The organism is Candidatus Magnetaquiglobus sp. (assembly GCF_058402785.1).
Window position 1 is genome coordinate 14,821 of record NZ_JBZVFG010000021.1, and the last position, 15,294, is coordinate 30,114.

The 15,294-nt window shown below is 65.1% G+C and carries 16 protein-coding genes; 10 read left to right on the top strand and 6 right to left on the bottom strand.

Annotated elements, in window-relative coordinates; genetic code table 11:
- Positions 1-179: 179 nt before the first annotated feature.
- From ACV4UY_RS08850 to ACV4UY_RS08870, 5 genes are all read right to left on the bottom strand, one after another.
- Positions 180-1,400: a 6-phosphofructokinase gene (locus ACV4UY_RS08850; RefSeq protein WP_491607238.1), complete on the bottom strand. Its 1,221-nt coding sequence runs from the start codon at positions 1,398-1,400 to the stop codon at positions 180-182.
- 93 nt (positions 1,401-1,493) lie between these two features.
- Positions 1,494-2,630, bottom strand: coding sequence for a CHAT domain-containing protein (locus tag ACV4UY_RS08855; protein ID WP_491607239.1), 1,137 nt, complete (start codon positions 2,628-2,630; stop codon positions 1,494-1,496).
- Positions 2,627-3,892, bottom strand: a complete 1,266-nt coding sequence (locus ACV4UY_RS08860) for an amidohydrolase family protein (RefSeq protein WP_491607240.1) — start codon at positions 3,890-3,892, stop codon at positions 2,627-2,629. Before ACV4UY_RS08860 ends, ACV4UY_RS08855 begins: the two co-directional genes overlap by 4 nt.
- Positions 3,889-4,593: an MTAP family purine nucleoside phosphorylase gene (locus ACV4UY_RS08865; RefSeq protein ID WP_491607241.1), complete on the bottom strand. Its 705-nt coding sequence runs from the start codon at positions 4,591-4,593 to the stop codon at positions 3,889-3,891. Before ACV4UY_RS08865 ends, ACV4UY_RS08860 begins: the two co-directional genes overlap by 4 nt.
- Entirely contained in the window at positions 4,590-5,504 is a 915-nt protein-coding gene (locus ACV4UY_RS08870) for an outer membrane protein assembly factor BamE (protein ID WP_491607242.1), read from the bottom strand. Before ACV4UY_RS08870 ends, ACV4UY_RS08865 begins: the two co-directional genes overlap by 4 nt.
- Positions 5,505-5,648: 144 nt before the next feature.
- Between ACV4UY_RS08870 and ACV4UY_RS08875 the strand changes: the two genes are divergently transcribed.
- Positions 5,649-6,074, top strand: a complete 426-nt coding sequence (locus tag ACV4UY_RS08875) for a ubiquinol-cytochrome C chaperone family protein (protein WP_491607243.1) — start codon at positions 5,649-5,651, stop codon at positions 6,072-6,074.
- A 7-nt stretch (positions 6,075-6,081) separates the two neighbouring features.
- On the opposite strand, the gene ACV4UY_RS08880 is transcribed toward ACV4UY_RS08875, so the two are convergent.
- Positions 6,082-7,905, bottom strand: a complete 1,824-nt coding sequence (locus ACV4UY_RS08880; protein WP_491607244.1) for an oxygen-binding di-iron domain-containing protein — start codon at positions 7,903-7,905, stop codon at positions 6,082-6,084.
- Positions 7,906-8,209: 304 nt separating this feature from the next.
- Between ACV4UY_RS08880 and ACV4UY_RS08885 the strand changes: the two genes are divergently transcribed.
- The 9 genes from ACV4UY_RS08885 to ACV4UY_RS08925 all read left to right on the top strand — a co-directional run bounded on the left by ACV4UY_RS08885 (position 8,210) and on the right by ACV4UY_RS08925 (position 15,120).
- On the top strand, positions 8,210-8,572 hold the full coding sequence (locus ACV4UY_RS08885) for a hypothetical protein (RefSeq protein ID WP_491607245.1): 363 nt from the start codon (positions 8,210-8,212) through the stop codon (positions 8,570-8,572).
- A gap of 5 nt (positions 8,573-8,577) precedes the next feature.
- A complete protein-coding gene (locus ACV4UY_RS08890; RefSeq protein WP_491607246.1) occupies positions 8,578-9,282 on the top strand; it encodes a hypothetical protein in 705 nt (234 codons plus the stop codon).
- Entirely contained in the window at positions 9,279-11,096 is a 1,818-nt protein-coding gene (locus ACV4UY_RS08895; protein ID WP_491607247.1) for a V-type ATP synthase subunit I, read from the top strand. Before ACV4UY_RS08890 ends, ACV4UY_RS08895 begins: the two co-directional genes overlap by 4 nt.
- 39 nt (positions 11,097-11,135) lie before the next feature.
- On the top strand, positions 11,136-11,486 hold the full coding sequence (locus ACV4UY_RS08900) for an ATP synthase subunit C (protein WP_491607248.1): 351 nt from the start codon (positions 11,136-11,138) through the stop codon (positions 11,484-11,486).
- A complete protein-coding gene (locus ACV4UY_RS08905) occupies positions 11,487-11,786 on the top strand; it encodes a hypothetical protein (protein ID WP_491607249.1) in 300 nt (99 codons plus the stop codon).
- Positions 11,783-12,382: a hypothetical protein gene (locus ACV4UY_RS08910; protein ID WP_491607250.1), complete on the top strand. Its 600-nt coding sequence runs from the start codon at positions 11,783-11,785 to the stop codon at positions 12,380-12,382. The genes ACV4UY_RS08905 and ACV4UY_RS08910 overlap by 4 nt, the downstream gene beginning before the upstream one ends.
- 120 nt (positions 12,383-12,502) lie before the next feature.
- Positions 12,503-13,870: a cbb3-type cytochrome c oxidase subunit I gene (locus ACV4UY_RS08915; RefSeq protein WP_491607251.1), complete on the top strand. Its 1,368-nt coding sequence runs from the start codon at positions 12,503-12,505 to the stop codon at positions 13,868-13,870.
- A gap of 186 nt (positions 13,871-14,056) precedes the next feature.
- Positions 14,057-14,794, top strand: a complete 738-nt coding sequence (fabG, locus tag ACV4UY_RS08920; RefSeq protein WP_491607252.1) for a 3-oxoacyl-[acyl-carrier-protein] reductase — start codon at positions 14,057-14,059, stop codon at positions 14,792-14,794.
- Positions 14,795-14,883: 89 nt separating this feature from the next.
- A complete protein-coding gene (locus ACV4UY_RS08925) occupies positions 14,884-15,120 on the top strand; it encodes an acyl carrier protein (RefSeq protein WP_420904952.1) in 237 nt (78 codons plus the stop codon).
- Positions 15,121-15,294: the final 174 nt, after the last annotated feature.

A 15,294-nucleotide genomic window follows, 5' to 3' on the forward strand; every position in this document is an offset into this window, starting at 1 on the left:
GTCAAGCAGCCCCATCGATTCCATCCCTTCACGTCCAGCCATTCCCCGGTCAAGCAGCCCCATCGATTCCATCCCTTCACGTCCAGCCATTCCCCGGTCAAGCCGTCCCATCGTGCCCGTTCCTTGAGTCCGATCCACTCCCCGGGCAAACAGCCCCACCATCGTTTCCGTCCCTTCCATCAACTCCCCGGCAGGATTCTCGGCACGCGCGGGGCGCGCAACCGGAAGGCATCGGGCATGCCGGATCCCAACAGAGGGGTGAGATAGAACTTGAAGGCATCGGTCACGTCCGTGCCCTGGGGGGTGATGAAGGCGTCGGGCATGACGCGGGTCTTGCCCGCCACCGAGATCATCGGGTCCAGGCGATACTCCACGGCGTAGTGTCCGACGCGGTGCAGAGTCACGGTGCCGCAGGCGTTGTTCCACAGGGCGAACTGGCAGGCTTTTTCGCCGACCTCGCGCGCCTCGCGTTGATCGACATCCGACACCACGCCCAGAAACGACCGTTGCAGGTAACCGAAGGTGTCGCCGCGCACCCGTTTGATGCCCAGATTATCCCGAATGGCGTTGGTGAGCAGATCGGCTAGGGCGCCGGTTCCGGAGAGTTGGACGTTGCCGTGGGCATCTTTTTCCAAGGTGCGGGCCAGCATGGAGGAGAGAATCGGGGTCCCCTCGGCGTCGTGGATCCCCTCGGAGACGGCGATGACGCAGCGTCCCAGTTTGTCGTAGATCGATTTGACCTCGGAGAGGAACTGCCCGATCTCGAAGTTGCGTTCCGGCAGATAAATCAGATGCGGACCATCATCGCGACACTTGCGGCCCAGGGCCGAGGCGGCGGTCAGGAATCCGGCGTGCCGGCCCATGACCACCCCGACATAGACGCCGGGCAGGGCGCGGTTGTCGAGGTTGATGCCGGCAAAGGCGCTGGCCACGAAGCGTGCCGCCGAGGGGAAGCCGGGGGTATGGTCGTTGACCATCAGATCGTTGTCGATGGTCTTGGGGATGTGGATGGTGATCAGATCGTATTGGGCCTTCCTGGCGGAGTCCTCGACGATGCGCAGGGTGTCGGAGGAGTCGTTGCCGCCGATGTAGAAGAAGCAGCGGATGTTGTGGGCCATGAGCACCTTGAGGATTTCGGCGCAGTATTTTTCGTCTGGTTTGTCGCGGGTGGAACCGAGGGCGGAACCGGGGGTATCGGCGACCCGTTCGAGGTTGTGGGTGGTCTCTTGGGTCAGGTCCAGGAAATCCTCGTTGATGATGCCGCGCACGCCGTGCAGGGCGCCGTAGACCCGTTCCACCCGCGGGAACTTGCGGGCTTCGAGGACCGCGCCCACCAGGGATTGATTGATGACCGCCGTGGGACCACCGCCTTGCGCGACCAGAACTTTACCGGGTTTCATGCCTGATCCTTCCTAGATAATGGACTTGATGAATGTTGAGGATGCTCACCTCATGAAGCCGTGATCGGTCTTCATGTCTGGGGATACTATTGGTCATTTCGGCGCCTCATGCAACCATTTTGTGCGATGGGCGAGCTGGAATGCGCCGTGGAACAGGTGGGGTTGTTCGCCGCGTGCGTACAGGGTCGGCAGCAACCAATCGGGACGGCCCGAGGTGGCGGTCAGGGGCAGGAGCGCGCGTCGGGCGCGGGTGAGTGCGGCATCGACCCGTTCGCCTTGGGCGAGCGCGGTGTGCAGCGTGCCGAAGAACAGTCGTGCCGCGTCGCTCTCCAGGGTTTCCGGCCAGGCGAGGGCCATGGGAAACTCGCCGGAGGCGATCAGACCCTGACAGAGCGCTCCGGTGGCGGCCAGGGGCGGGGATTTGCCCTGTTCGCGTCCGGAGATGATCAGGATTCCGGCCCCGGAGAAACGCAGCAGTTCGTGGACGATCTCCCGTGCGGTGCGGGCATCGACCAGCCGGTCTTCCGGCTCCTCGAAGCCGAAGAATCCCTGGGTGCCGCGGATCAGGGCAGGTCCGGAGAGGTGGATCGCGTGGGGTTGATGGGAATCGATCTCCTGGTGGAGCGCGTCCCAGGTGCCGTTTTCGACCATCCGGAGGTCGATGCGCGGGGCATCGAGTTGGGAGTCGTCCGGCAGGCAGGCCGCGAAGGCATCCCGAGCCTGGGTGGTGGTGGCGATGGGGAATCCATCCGGGGCGCTGGCCTGAAAGAGCAGTCGTAGCGGACCGGGGGAGAGGGCGCGGCAGCGGTTTGCGGGTGGCAGCCCCAGGACGCGGCGTTGGATGGCGAAGGCCATGTCCAGTCCCAGGGGATCGCGTTCTGGCGGCAGCAGCGCCTCCCAGGGGAGAAGCAGGATTTCGAGTGCGTCGCTGACGATGGCCAGGTTGGTGGTTTGGCCGGCGGGTGGCAGGGCCGGGAGGATCCGTTTCCAGACCGGGGAGAGCCAGGTGTGGAACAGTTCGATGCCGACCGCGCGCATGGCATCCTCGGCCATGCCGGGCGGGCCGGGATGGTTCAGGAGTTGACGGACACCATCCACCACCAGCCGCAAGGTGGCCAACTCTTCGTCGGAGACGGCGCGATCCTCGCCGACCGGTTGGCCGGCGATGGCGACGCGGGTGACATGGATGCCCTCGCCGCGTTTGATCTTGAGTTCGACCGTGACGTTCACGGCGTACACACCCGCCGTGCCCGTTCGCGCGCCTCGCGTCGGATCTCCGCCTCGTCCGGCACGACGCGGTTTCGCATCAGGATCCGGCCAGCGACGATCATGGTATCCACCACATGTCCGGTGGCCGAGTAGACCAGATTGGAGATCAGATCGTGTTCCGGGGTCATCTCCGGCTCGTGGTGGCGCAGCAGCAGCAGATCCGCCGGCGCGCCGACGGTGAGTTGACCGGTCTGGCCCACCAGCGGGGCTTTGGCGCCGGTCGCCACCTCCCACACCTGGTGGGCGGGCAGGGCGGTGGGGTCGTGCTGGGCGTGTTTTTGGATCAGGGCGAGGAATTTCATCTCCTGGAACAGATCGAGGGTGTTGTTCGAGGCCGCGCCATCGGTGCCCAGGGCGATGGGAATGCCGCGCGCCTGGGCACGGGCGAAGGGGAAGACCCCGCCCACGGCGAGTTTCATGTTGGAGACCGGGTTGGTGACCAGGGTTGCGCCTCGTCGGGCGATCAGATCGAGTTCGTCGTCATCCAGCCAGACGCCGTGGGCCAGGATCACCCGTGGGGTGAGCAGTCCCTGACGATCCAGATGGAATGCCGGTCGCACGCCGTGATTTTTCAGGCAGGTCTCGACCTCGTGCCCGGTTTCGGAGAGATGGATGTGGACCGGCAGATCGTGACGCGCGGAAAAATCGGCGGTCCAGCGCAGGCTCTCCGGGCTGACCGTGTAGATGGCGTGCGGGGTGAGGGTGAAGCGGACCCGATCCGAGTAGCGGCCCGACTCCTCGAAGGTGGTTTCCGCCAGTCGGCGGCAGGCTTCTCCCTGTTCGGGGCCGGCCACGTCGATCATCACCGCGCCCACTCCCGCCTTGAGGCCGCTGTCTTCGACCGCCCGCGCCATGCCGTGGAAGTGCCAGTACATATCTTCGAAGGCCACGGTTCCGGAGCGGATCATCTCCAGACAGGCCAACCGCGCGCCCCAGTAGACATCCTCCTCGTCGAGTCGGGCCTCGGCGGGCCAGATGCGGGTTTGCAACCACTGCATCAGGGGCATGTCGTCGCCGAACCCCCGGAACAGGGTCATCGAGGCGTGGGTGTGGCCATTGACCAGGCCGGGGGTCGCGGCCAGACCGCCGGCATCCAGGATCGGGATTTCGGGCGTGGCCGGGGTGATTTCCGGACCGATGGCCAGGATGCGACCATCCTGGATGGCGATGTGGACCGGATCCGGGTAATCCGGCAGGCGGGCATCACGAATGAAGAGGTTCATGGCGCGAGCGAGAGCAGGAGGGTTTCCAGAATGAGCAGCAGCGTGGCCTCGTTGGCCTTGACCTGCTCCTTGAAGGCCGAGAAGGTGATGGGGGATTCATCCAGGCCGTTGGCCAGGTTATCGACCACGCACAGGGCGGCGTAGGGGATTTTCAGGTCCGCGGCCAGGATGCACTCCGAGGCCACGGTCATGCCGACGACGTGGGCATGGGATTGGAACATGCGGATCTCCGCCGGGGTTTCGAAACGGGGCCCCCGTGTTTGCCAGTAGACCCCGCCGTCGTGGGGGTTGGGCAGATCGGTCTGGCGCCAGACATTCAGGAGATGCTGACGCCAGGCGGCGTCGAAACCGGGGGTCTGATGGCCGCGGGCATCCTCGAACAGGGAGAGGTTGACCCATGGGGCGAGGAAGTCGTTCGGGACCAGGAAGGTTCCCGGCGGGATCTCCCGGCGCAGGCTGCCGACCGAGCTGATGGCCAGGATTTTCTTGACCCCGGCCAGATGCAGCGCGGAGAGGTTGGCGCGATGGTTGATCAGATGGGGAGGCAGATAGGTGCCCAGGCCGTGGCGTTGCAGAAACAGCAGGCCATCCTGTTCGAGCAGCGTGACCGCGCCGTAGGGGGTTTGGATCCGGCGTGGGGCCGCGTCCTGGAAACGGCGCGATTCCAGAAGGCTGGTTCCACCGATGAGCGCGATGGTCATTCCTTGATGAGTCCCGAACCCTGGAGTTTGTTGGGGGTCTGCTCGGGCGGGGCAGAGGGTTTGGGATCGCTCGACCAGAATTTCCACCAGGGATCCTTGGCATCGCTCTCGGGCGAACGCTTCTCCTGGAGTCCCGCTTCCGCCTCCTTGTGCAGCGCATCCTGTCCCGACAGGAGCGGATCCGGGTGTTCTTCCATTCCGTCCGCCGGGCCGGGCTCGCGGGCGAGCGGATCCCGCAGGGGGGCGCGCAGACGCTCCGAGGGGGCGAGGAAGCCGGGCAGGGCGCCATCCCCGTCGTGGAGCGGCGGGTGATCGTCGAGGGAGGGCGCGGGCGGCGAGGTCAGGGTGGTTTTTTCGCCGCGCGACCAGAATTTCCACCACGGTTTTTTCTCGTCGGCTGAGGAGGGGGACGCGTCGGCGTCTCCAGCGGAGGACTTGTCCGGTGAGGACGCATCGGCTGGGGCCGGTCCGTGCGGGTTGACCGCCGGATGGGCATACTGGGTGTCCCAGAGCCAGTGCATCCAACCCTTGTCGCTGTCGGCTTCCGGGAGGGTGGTGGGATCCCAGGGCTTGTCGGAGAAGTTTTTCCGGACATCCTGGACCACGCCGGAGCGGTCGAAGGTGATTTCGACCCGGTTGGCGACCCGTGCGAAGGTGCGCTGCATGTTCTTGAATTTGCGATCCTGGACATACAGCCAGCGGTTGCTGCGGTAGGGGTTGACCAGGGTGGGCGGTCCGAGGAGTTCGAGCACCTGGGCGCGGGTGGTGATGCCCGCGTGGATGCGGTGCAGGGCGTCTTCGTCGAGAATGACGCCGCTTTCGTGGATCTGCGCTTGACAGCCCGCCAGGGCAAGGGCCACGATGAGTGCGCGCGTCCAGGCCAATGGCATGCGATGTGAGGTTTTGTTCATGATCTTTCCGGGTCTTGAGGGGATCGGTGGTTACCGGTTCGTTTCATGATACCCTCGGCGGGAGGCGGGAGCCAAGTTTCCATGTGGTGGTTGTGGCGGAATCGGGAGAAAAATCGGATCGAGCGTGCTTCCAGGAGCTGGATCATGGCTCTGCACGATCGGATGGTGACGGAAGCGTTGGGTTGGAGCGCCGGAGACCGGCTCGGGGTGACGGATGATTTCCCGTTGCGTTTCGACGTGATGATCCTGCTCGTGGCCGGGGTGGTGCATCGGCTGCACCATCGTGGCGAGGACGAGGTGGCCCAGGCGTTGTGGGACATGACCTTCGAAGGGTTGGAGGAGAGTCTGCGCCAGCGCGGGGTGACCGATCTGAGCATGGCGCGGCGCATGAAAAAACTGGTGCGTCAGGCCACGGGACGTCGCGATGCCTTTCTGGCCGCCTGGGACGCGGGAGACGGGGCGGCATTGCGCCAGGCGGTGGCGCGCAACGTGTTGAACGGCGCGGATCCGGACGACCCGCGGGTGACCGGGCTGATCGAGGGGGTGGTGGCCTTCGTGGCGGGCGTGTGAGGGCGTTTTACGCCTCGGTGGACGCGCCGCCGGCCAGGCAGACCCGGTTGCGTCCGCCGCGTTTGGCGGCATAGAGGGCCAGGTCGGCGCGCTGCATGAACGCATCCAACGTTTCGTGTTGGTCGCGAAAGGCCAGGCCGCAGCTGATGGTCACTTTTTCACCGGCCATGGCTCCGGTGAAGGTCAGGGCGCGCACCTTTTCCAGAATCCGTTCGGTGATTCTTGTCACCCCCTCCAGATCCGCGGCGATCAGAAAGATCACGAACTCCTCGCCTCCCAGGCGCACCGGCACATCCTCGACGCGCACGCTCTCCAGCAGCACCCCGGCCACCATTTTGAGCACCACGTCCCCCTCGGGATGGCCGAAGGTGTCGTTGACCCGTTTGAAATGGTCGATGTCGAAGGCGGCCAGGGCCAATCCGGACTGATGGCCGCGATCGTGCAGATCGCAGAGTCGGGCCACGGCGTCGCGCATGTAAAAACGGGTATACAGGCCGGTCAGTTGATCGCGGGTGGAGATCTGATAGAACTTCTCGCGCTCCTTGTTGAGGGAGTGGAAGATGATCTCTCGCTCCAGCGCCACCCCCAGCGGCAGTCCGAGCTGTTCGAGGATGGAGCGGGTTTCGGGATCCAGGGTGATCGTTTCGGTCAACCCCAGGGTGGCCACCCCATCGACGTTCGGCCTGCCCGGCGCGAAAAGGGGCAGAATCAGCGTTTGCACCACCTCCGGATCGGTCGTCTCCTCCGTGCAGGGGGAGCCTGAAACCGAAAAGAGCACGGAGCCATCCGGCTGGCGCCACGCCTCGAGCGGAAGGCCGAGGCGATCGCGCAGGGTTGCCGGCGGTTGCGTCACCGCGCCGCGATAGTGGGTCTCGGGCCCGAAGCGGATGGTCTGGTCGTGGAGCAGGCCATGGAAACGCAGGGTCTTGACCGGCAGCAGCGGCATGGCCGAATGCAAAAGGGTGTTGACCACTTCGGAGAAATCCCGACTCATCACCATCCGTTCCATGGATTTGCGCAGCAGGTCGTTGAGCATCACCAGGCGTTGCACGTTCGAGCAGCTGTGGGTGATCAGATACAGGCCGCAGTCGATCTCCTTCAAGCGGGTGAAGACGAACGGGATCAGCCGTTCCGGGATGATGCTGCCGTGCTGGGGGGCGATGAGCCGCAAGGGGAGGCTTTCGAGCTTGAACAGACCGTGCAGCAGGATCTCCCGGCTGGGCATGTAGTGTTCATGAAAAAAGCGGATTCCCTCCATCACCCGTTCGTCCTGGGCGAACAGATGCAGGGTTTCGGTGAAGCCGCCGAACAGGTCGCTGGAAAAGAGGATGCCGGTGCTCTCCTCGAAGGTGCAGAAGGCGCCCGGCGAGTGCAGATAGGGGGTGAAGATGAATTTCAGGATTCTGCCGCCCAGATCGAGTTGCCAGCCGTTCTCCTCGATGCAGAGCATGGGCATGCGCAGGGCATAGTGTTTCAGGAGGGCGTTGATGCGCCAGTGGCTCACCACCGTGGCCTGGGGGTGACGGTCGGGCATGAGGTCGATGATCGGCAGCACCCCGGCGATGTCCGGGTCCTGGTGTTGACAGACGAAGTGGCGGATCCGGTGGAAGGGGATGATCTTCTGGATTTTTTCCAGAACAATGGGAAAAAGCAGCACCGAACCCGGATCGATGAGCACCGAGTGGTCGCCGTGGACGATCAGATAGACATGACACTGAAACGAATCGTCCCCCATCAGCGAGCCGACCCACCAGACCGATTCGGCGATCTGGACCGGATGATCGGGAGCTTCGAGGGTGAGGGGATCCGGGTTGGGGTTGGCGGTGGTCACGGGTCTGCTCGTCCTTCAAGGGGGCGAAAGGTCGATCGTGCGAAACCGGCAAGGTCCGCAAAAGTTTATATATCCTCCGTTATGCTTCATCCGTCAAGCCCGATGCACGGAAGATTCCATGCTCCGGTGTTGGAATCGATTGGTGGATCGGTCGGTTTTTGCTATCATGGTGGCAGTCGGGATCGGCATGGTCGGGGTGGACGGGCGCGGAAGGATCGGAATCAGAATTGAGGGGCTTTCGTTTGATCGGCACGGATTTTCCGGATATTCCATGGATTCGCCAACAAAAGCGTGGGGCGCAACCGTGAATCGTGATGACACATCTCCCGATCTCTGGCTCGAGGAGGCGATGAATCGTGCGCTGGAGGCCGATCGGGATGCCTTTCTGAGCGTGGCCGAGAGCCGTCGGGAGGCCGAGATGCTGTTGTTGGAGGCGCGTCGGGTGGCGGCCTCGATCGAGGCGCGCGCGGACCGGCGCATGGCGACCATTCAAAAGGAGCGCGCCAGGGCCCTGCGTCGTCAGCTCGATTCCCTGCAACGCCATCACCGCCGCGCGGCGCTCTTCAAGGAGGAGGGGGGGGAGACCCCCGATCCTTCGGTTTGGGCCGAGTCCGGCGTGGCGGCGCGACGACTGGCGGCTCTGCTGACCGGCGGGGCGGAGAGCTGATTCCGATGAGCGATCCCGGTTTCGCGCGACTTCAGGCCCGATTGCAGGCCCGGCACGGCGAGCGGTTGACCGCGGCGCAATGGAACCGTCTGGTCGGGGTGGTCTCGCTCGAAGCTTTTCTGGCTCGTGCCCGCGAAACCTTTCTGGTCACCTGGCTGGAGGGGGTGGATCCCAGGGGGGATGTCCACCATCTGGAGGAGCGGATGCGGCTGGCCTGGATCCGACATGTGGAGCGGGTCGCCGGCTGGACCCCCGAGGCGTGGCGGGATGCGGTGCGCTGGTGGGCGGTGTTGCCGGATCTGGAGGTGGCGGTCTGGCGGGCGCGACGCTCGGGTCCGGATCATGCCTGGTTTGCGCGGCTCGAGGGGTTGGAGCGGTTGGAGATGTCCGCCGACGTGACGGATCCCTTCGCGTGGTGGATCGAAGCGTGGCGGGAGCGCTGGCCGGATGGGGGGGCGGATGAACGAACCTGGTCCGCGCTGACCCGATTGGCCCGTCAGGTGGTCGCCACGTTGGGCGCGGGCGAGCCTTCGGGAAACACCGATTGGATCGGAGCCCAGCCGCGCGCCCTGCTGGAGCGGCAGTTTCGCGAGCAGGCGTTGCGACCGGGCGCGGTGTTCATCCATTTGGGGCTTGCCGCCCTGGAGTTGCTGCGGCTGCGTGGCGAGTTGTGCCGGCGCGCCCTGTTCGTCCATGCGGAGGCGGCATGATCGCCCGCCCCAGAGCGGCGCGCTGGTTGCGGCTTCTGGCCGTGGACGATGATCTGCCCCTGGGACTGGAGACCCTGGCGCGCGCGGCACCGTTCGAACCCGAGGTCGTGACCGGGGAGGTCCGACCGGTGCTCACCCCGGAGATCCTGGAACGACTCAAGCGGTTCGATGGCCTGGTCGAGCGTTTTCGGCTCGGCTGGCCCGAGGCGCTCGGAGAGGCGCAAATCCCGCCGATTCCCCACGCCGCGCCGTTGCAGTTGCTCGACGGGGCCCTGGCGGCGCTCGAGGCGTGGGGCGCCGAAGCCGAACCGCTGATTCAACTCGAACACGAACAACGGGCCCGCGAGGCCGAGTGGCTGCTTGTGCGGGATCTGGCCGGGGCGCTGGGAAGCGGCGGGTTGCGACTGGAGCCGTTCGGACGGGATTGGTCCGGATCGGTCGGGGTGCGCGGCGTGATCCATGCCCTCCCCCTGGAGGCCCCGCCACTCGTGGGAGTCCCCGGCCTTCTGACCCGCCTGCTGCATGGGGAGCGGCGCATGTTCCTGCTGGCCGTGGGGCGCGAGCAGCCGTTGGCCACCCTGTCCGAGCAGGTGGCGGCGCTGCATGGCCGTCCGATGACGTTGCCGGAGTGGGCGAGCGGCACCGGACCGGAGGTGGCCGACAAGGCCGCCAGACGGCTGCAAATCACCTCGGCCTGGATCCGCGAGATCCAGGAGCGTCTCCTGGCCATCGGCGCGCGCCATCGGGTTGCCGCGTGGATTCAGGCGGTGCGCCATTTGAAGTGGTATTTCCAGGCCGCGCGCACCGTCGAAGCCGGGCAGACCCTGCACCGCTTCGAGGGGTGGGTGGCGCCGGGCATCGGGGCCGCCGAGGTGAACGGGCATCTGCGTCGGGCCGGGGTGCGGGGATTGGCCTCCCTCGCCGAGGACGGGCCGGGCGATCCGCCCCTCACCCTGGTCAACCCCTGGTGGGCCAGGCCGTTCGAACTCTTTCCCCGGTTGCTCGGCATGCCGGGCCGCGACGAGGTGGATCCGAGCCGGCTTCTGGCCGTGGTGGCGCCGCTGCTGTTCGGATACATGTTCGGCGATGTCGGCCAGGGGGCGGTGCTGCTCGGTGTCGGCGTGGCGTTGCGCAAACGTTTCGAGGCGGCCTGGCTGTTGATCGGCGGTGGGGCTGCCGCGATTCTCTTCGGCTTTTTGTTTGGTTCCCTGTTCAGTTCCGAGGCGATTCTGTCGCCCCTCTGGCTTCATCCCACCGCCCACCCCCTGGCGGTGCTGGCCGCACCCCTGACCTTTGGGGCCGGGTTGATCCTCACCGGCGTGGCCTTTTCCGCCCTGGGCGCCCATTGGAGCGGTCACGGCCCGGCCTGGTGGCGTCACGAGGGCGGGGTGGTGTTGATTTATCTGGGAGCGCTGCTCGCCTTTTTCACGCCGATCGGGTACGATCTGGCTTTGCTGGGCTTGGGGCTCTTCGTGGTCGGCAACGGCCTGGACTCTCCGTCCCGGCTGCCGGGGCGGCTGGCCCATCTGCTCGAAACCGTGCTGCAACTCGGGGTCAACACCTTCTCCTTTGCCAGGGTCGGCGCCTTCGCCCTGGCCCATGCCGGCCTCTCCCAGGCTGTGGTGACCCTGGCCGATCTGGCCGGCGGCGCGGTGGCCGGCGGGATGGTGCTGCTGTTGGGCAATGGCCTGATCCTGGCTCTGGAGGGGCTGGTGGTGTCGGTGCAGACCACCCGATTGATCCTGTTCGAATTTTTTGTCCGGTTTCTGACCGGCGGCGGGCGACCGTTTCGACCCCTGCCACCGCCGGATTGACCGTGCTCTCATCTTGATTCTTTTGCGGAAGGAACGGCCATGTCGCCACGCGCCAAGATCGCCATCGCCCTGACTCTCTTCACCGCCATCCTGGCCGTTGGGGCCAGCCTGGTTCTTTTCATCTCCCCAGCCGTCGCCAGCGCTCCTGCGGCGGGAGCCCCGGGCGGGTCGCTGGATCCGGGCATGGGCTATCTGGCCGCGGCCCTGGCCACCGGGATCTCCGCCTTGTCCGCCGGCTATGCGGTGGCCAATGTCGGTGCCGCCGCCATCGGCGCCATCACCGAAAAGCCGGAGTTGATGGGCCGCATGCTGATTCTGGTGGGACTGGCCGAGGGGATCGCCATCTACGGTCTGATCGTCTCGATCCTGATCCTGAATCGTTTGGGCTGAATGCCCGCGCCGCTCTTCATCGGGGATGAGATCGATGCCGCCGCCTGGCGTCTGACTGGCGCGCGCGCGCGTGATATCGGGCCGGGCGAGGTGGCCCGCGCGGTGGAGGAGGCTCTGGCCGGCGATTGGGAGTTGGTGCTTCTTTCCGCCTCCCGCGCCAGGGAACTATCCCCCGAGCTTATGGAACGGTTTTCGACCTCCGCGCGTCCCCTGACCCTGGTGGTGCCGGATGCGACCGGACGGGGGATGCCGCCGGATCTGGAACGGCTGGTGCGGTCGCGTTTGGGAATGGCCTCATGAAGCACACCTTGAACCAGATGCTGGCTTTCGTGGAGTCCCGACGGGTGGAGGAGCGGGAGCGGATTCTGGATCAGGCGCGCGTCGAGGCGGCCCGTCTGATCGCCGAAGCGCACCGCAAGGCGCGGGCGCGGGTCAAGGAGATGGTCGCCCAGGAGCGGCGACTGCGGGAACAGGCGTTGCATGGCGCGCGGGTGCGCGCCGAGATCGAGCGACGCAACCACGAAATGCGGCTGACCCAACGCGCCCTGGAACAGGAACGACAGCTGTTGGAGACGGCGCTGCTGGCCCGCTGGCGGGATGGGGAGGGTCGGCGCGCCTGGCTTGGAAGCGGTGTCGATCAGGCGTTGACGTTGCTGCCGGGCGGTGCGTGGGAGATTGTCCGGCCCGCGGAACTCCCTCCGGAGGATTTGGCGTTTCTGCGGGCGCGGGTCCGGGCGGGAGGGGTGGTCGAGGTGATGGAACGAAGCGATCCGATGCTTGTGGCCGGTATCCGGATCGGCTGTCGGGGCGCCTGGTTCGACGCGAGCCTGGCGGGCGTGCTCGCCGATGGCCAGGGGATCGAGGCGCGACTGTTGGCGCTGATGCGTCAGCCGTGACGCGTGCGATGGATCGGGACATCGCGCGGGGTGGTGCGTCTCCCCACCGGGGTGATACGATCCGACCCGATCGCGGGGATGGTCCTGCTTGTTTTGATTGGCGACACGAAGAGGTGATGCATGTCTGAAAACGAATTCTCCCTGCCCATGCCCGAAGGCTCCGCGCGACGTTTGGCGGTGGGCTGGTTCTGTCTGGCGCTCTATTCGCTGATCGGCGCCGGGCTGGTGGTGATCCTGATCCTGATCGCCCGCATGCCGATGATCCATGATCTGATCCCCTGGACCGGCTCCTTCAAGACCGCGTTGGTGGTGCATGTCGATCTGTCGGTTCTGGTGTGGTTTCTCTCCGTTGCCGGCCTGCTGGCGAGCTTCAACCTGCGCCAGGGGAGCGGACGGATCGGTCTGGCGGCGTTGGGGGTCTCGTCCATCGGCGCGTTGTTGATCACCTTCGCGCCGTTTCTGGGGGTCGATGCCCCCTTCATGAACAACTATGTCCCGGTGCTCGAGAACGGTGCCTTTTTTCTCGGTCTGATCCTGTTTCTGGCCGGCGTCGGGGTGATGGCCCTGCATGCCCTGCTCACCCCCCGTCCCTCGGAAGGGTGGTCGAGCGGTGCCGGAGCGCTCCGGTTCGGCGTGCGGACCGGCCTGTTGATCCTGGTGGCATCCCTGATCTTCTGGTCGTGGAGCTATCTGGTTCTCAACAAGGGGCTGGATGGTCTGCTTTACTACGAGGCGCTTTTCTGGGGCGGCGGACACGTCCTGCAATTCACCCATACCCAACTGGTGATCGTGGCCTGGCTGTGGCTGGCCACCGCCGGAGGCGGAACCCATTCGCTGACCCCGCGGGTCGCGGCGTTCCTGTTTTTGTTGGGGGCGCTCCCGGTGCTGGTCGCGCCGGTGCTGCACGCTCGTTACGTGCCCGGCGAGGCCGCATTCCAGGTGGGCTTTGCCGATCTGATGAAATACGGCAACGGCGTTGCCGCCCTGCCAGCCGGACTCGCCGCCTTTCTGGCCTGGCGGAACGGCGTTTCCGAGGATCCCCATGCCCGACCGTTGCGCCTGGCCCTGATCCTGTCGTTGGCGCTGTTCGGTCTGGGTGGCGGAATCGGTTACCTGATCAAGGGGGTCAACGTCACCATTCCCTCTCATTATCATGGCTCGATCGTCTCGGTGACCGTGGCCTACATGGGGTTGGGCTATCTGCTGCTGCCGCGTCTGGGGTTCGCGGCGCCGCCGGTCCGATTGACGCTCTGGCAACTCTGGCTCTATGCCGGTGGATCGATGCTGCACGTATTCGGTCTGGCCTGGTCCGGCATTCTCGGGATCCAGCGCAAGACCGCCGGCGAGGCCCAGGGTCTGGACACCCTCGCCAAGAAGATCGCCATGGGGGTGACCGGCGCCGGTGGCGCCATCGCGGTGGTCGGCGGCATTCTGTTCATCGTCATTTGTTGGCGGGCGCTGAGAAAACGGGCGGAAAACCGGGTTTGAAGCACGGATTGCAACGATCGGGATGTTTTGTCTCTTGCAAATCGTTGCCCTCCATGTCTGACTTCTGGTAATCTGTGCGGATGCATCCATCGTCATCACCGTGGAATTCCCGCGAGGGAGGTCCGCAGGTGGGGGGATCCCCCCATCATCCATTCATCTTGACTTGATTGAACGCGGGTAGTCGATATGCAGGATCGTGTCGCCATTGTCACCGGATCGAGCAGCGGTATCGGGCGGGTCATCGCCGTGCGTCTGGCCCAACTCGGAGCCCGGCTCGTTCTGATCAGCAACGAATCGATACGGCTTCTCGAGGCCCTCGAGGAGGTGCGCGCCATCTCCCCCGAGTCCGAGGCATTTGAAGCCGATGTCACCTCCCTGCCGTGTCTGGAGGAGTCGCTCAAACTGACCCAGGAGAAGTTCGGACGCATCGACATCCTGGTGAACAACGCCGGCATCACCCGCGACGGCCTGTTGGTGCGCATGTCGCCCAAGGATTGGGACCGGGTACTCGAGGTGAACCTGACCAGCGTCTTCCACATGACGCGCATGGTGCTCAAACCCATGATGAAGGCCCGCTACGGACGCATCGTCAACATCGCTTCCGTGGTCGGCGTCACCGGCAACCCGGGACAGGCCAACTACGTGGCCTCCAAGGCGGCCTTGATCGGCTTTTCCAAGAGCGTCGCGCTCGAAACCGCCTCCCGCAACATCACCGTCAACTGCGTCGCGCCAGGATTCATCCGTACCGCGATGACCGATGCGTTGAATCCGAAAGCGAGAGAGGCTATTCTTTCCCGAATTCCCCTGGGTACCATGGGCGAGGCCGAAGACGTGGCCAACGCGGTGGCGTTTCTGGCCGCCGAACGTTCCGGGTACATCACGGGCGAGACCATCCACGTCAACGGAGGTCTTCACATGGCCTGAAGCCTCGCCGCGGATTCGATCACGGCGGGCGCGGGGGCTTGGGTTTCAACTGGGCAGGTTTTGTCATCCATCAATAAGGAAATGCAAACATGAGCAACATTGCCGAACGGGTCAAGAAGATCGTCGTCGAACAGCTGGGCGTCGATGCCAGCCAGGTCACCGAGGAGGCCAACTTCGTCGATGATCTGGGCGCCGACTCCCTGGATACCGTCGAGCTGGTGATGGCCCTGGAGGAGGAGTTTGGTTGCGAGATCCCCGATGACGCGGCTGAAAAAATCGTCACGGTCCAGCAGGCGATCGACTTCATCGAAAAGAATCAGGGTTGATCGTCGCACCTGGTTTGATTGATCCGGTGGATCGCGCCCATGCGTGGAACTCCCGAGCCGGAAGTTCCACGCATGGGGAGATCCCCATCGGGCAGGTTTTCTTCACGAATTCGGTTGGCGCGCCAGGCGTGGATGCGTATCGAACCCTGACGGCTCAAGTCCGAGCGGGTTCGG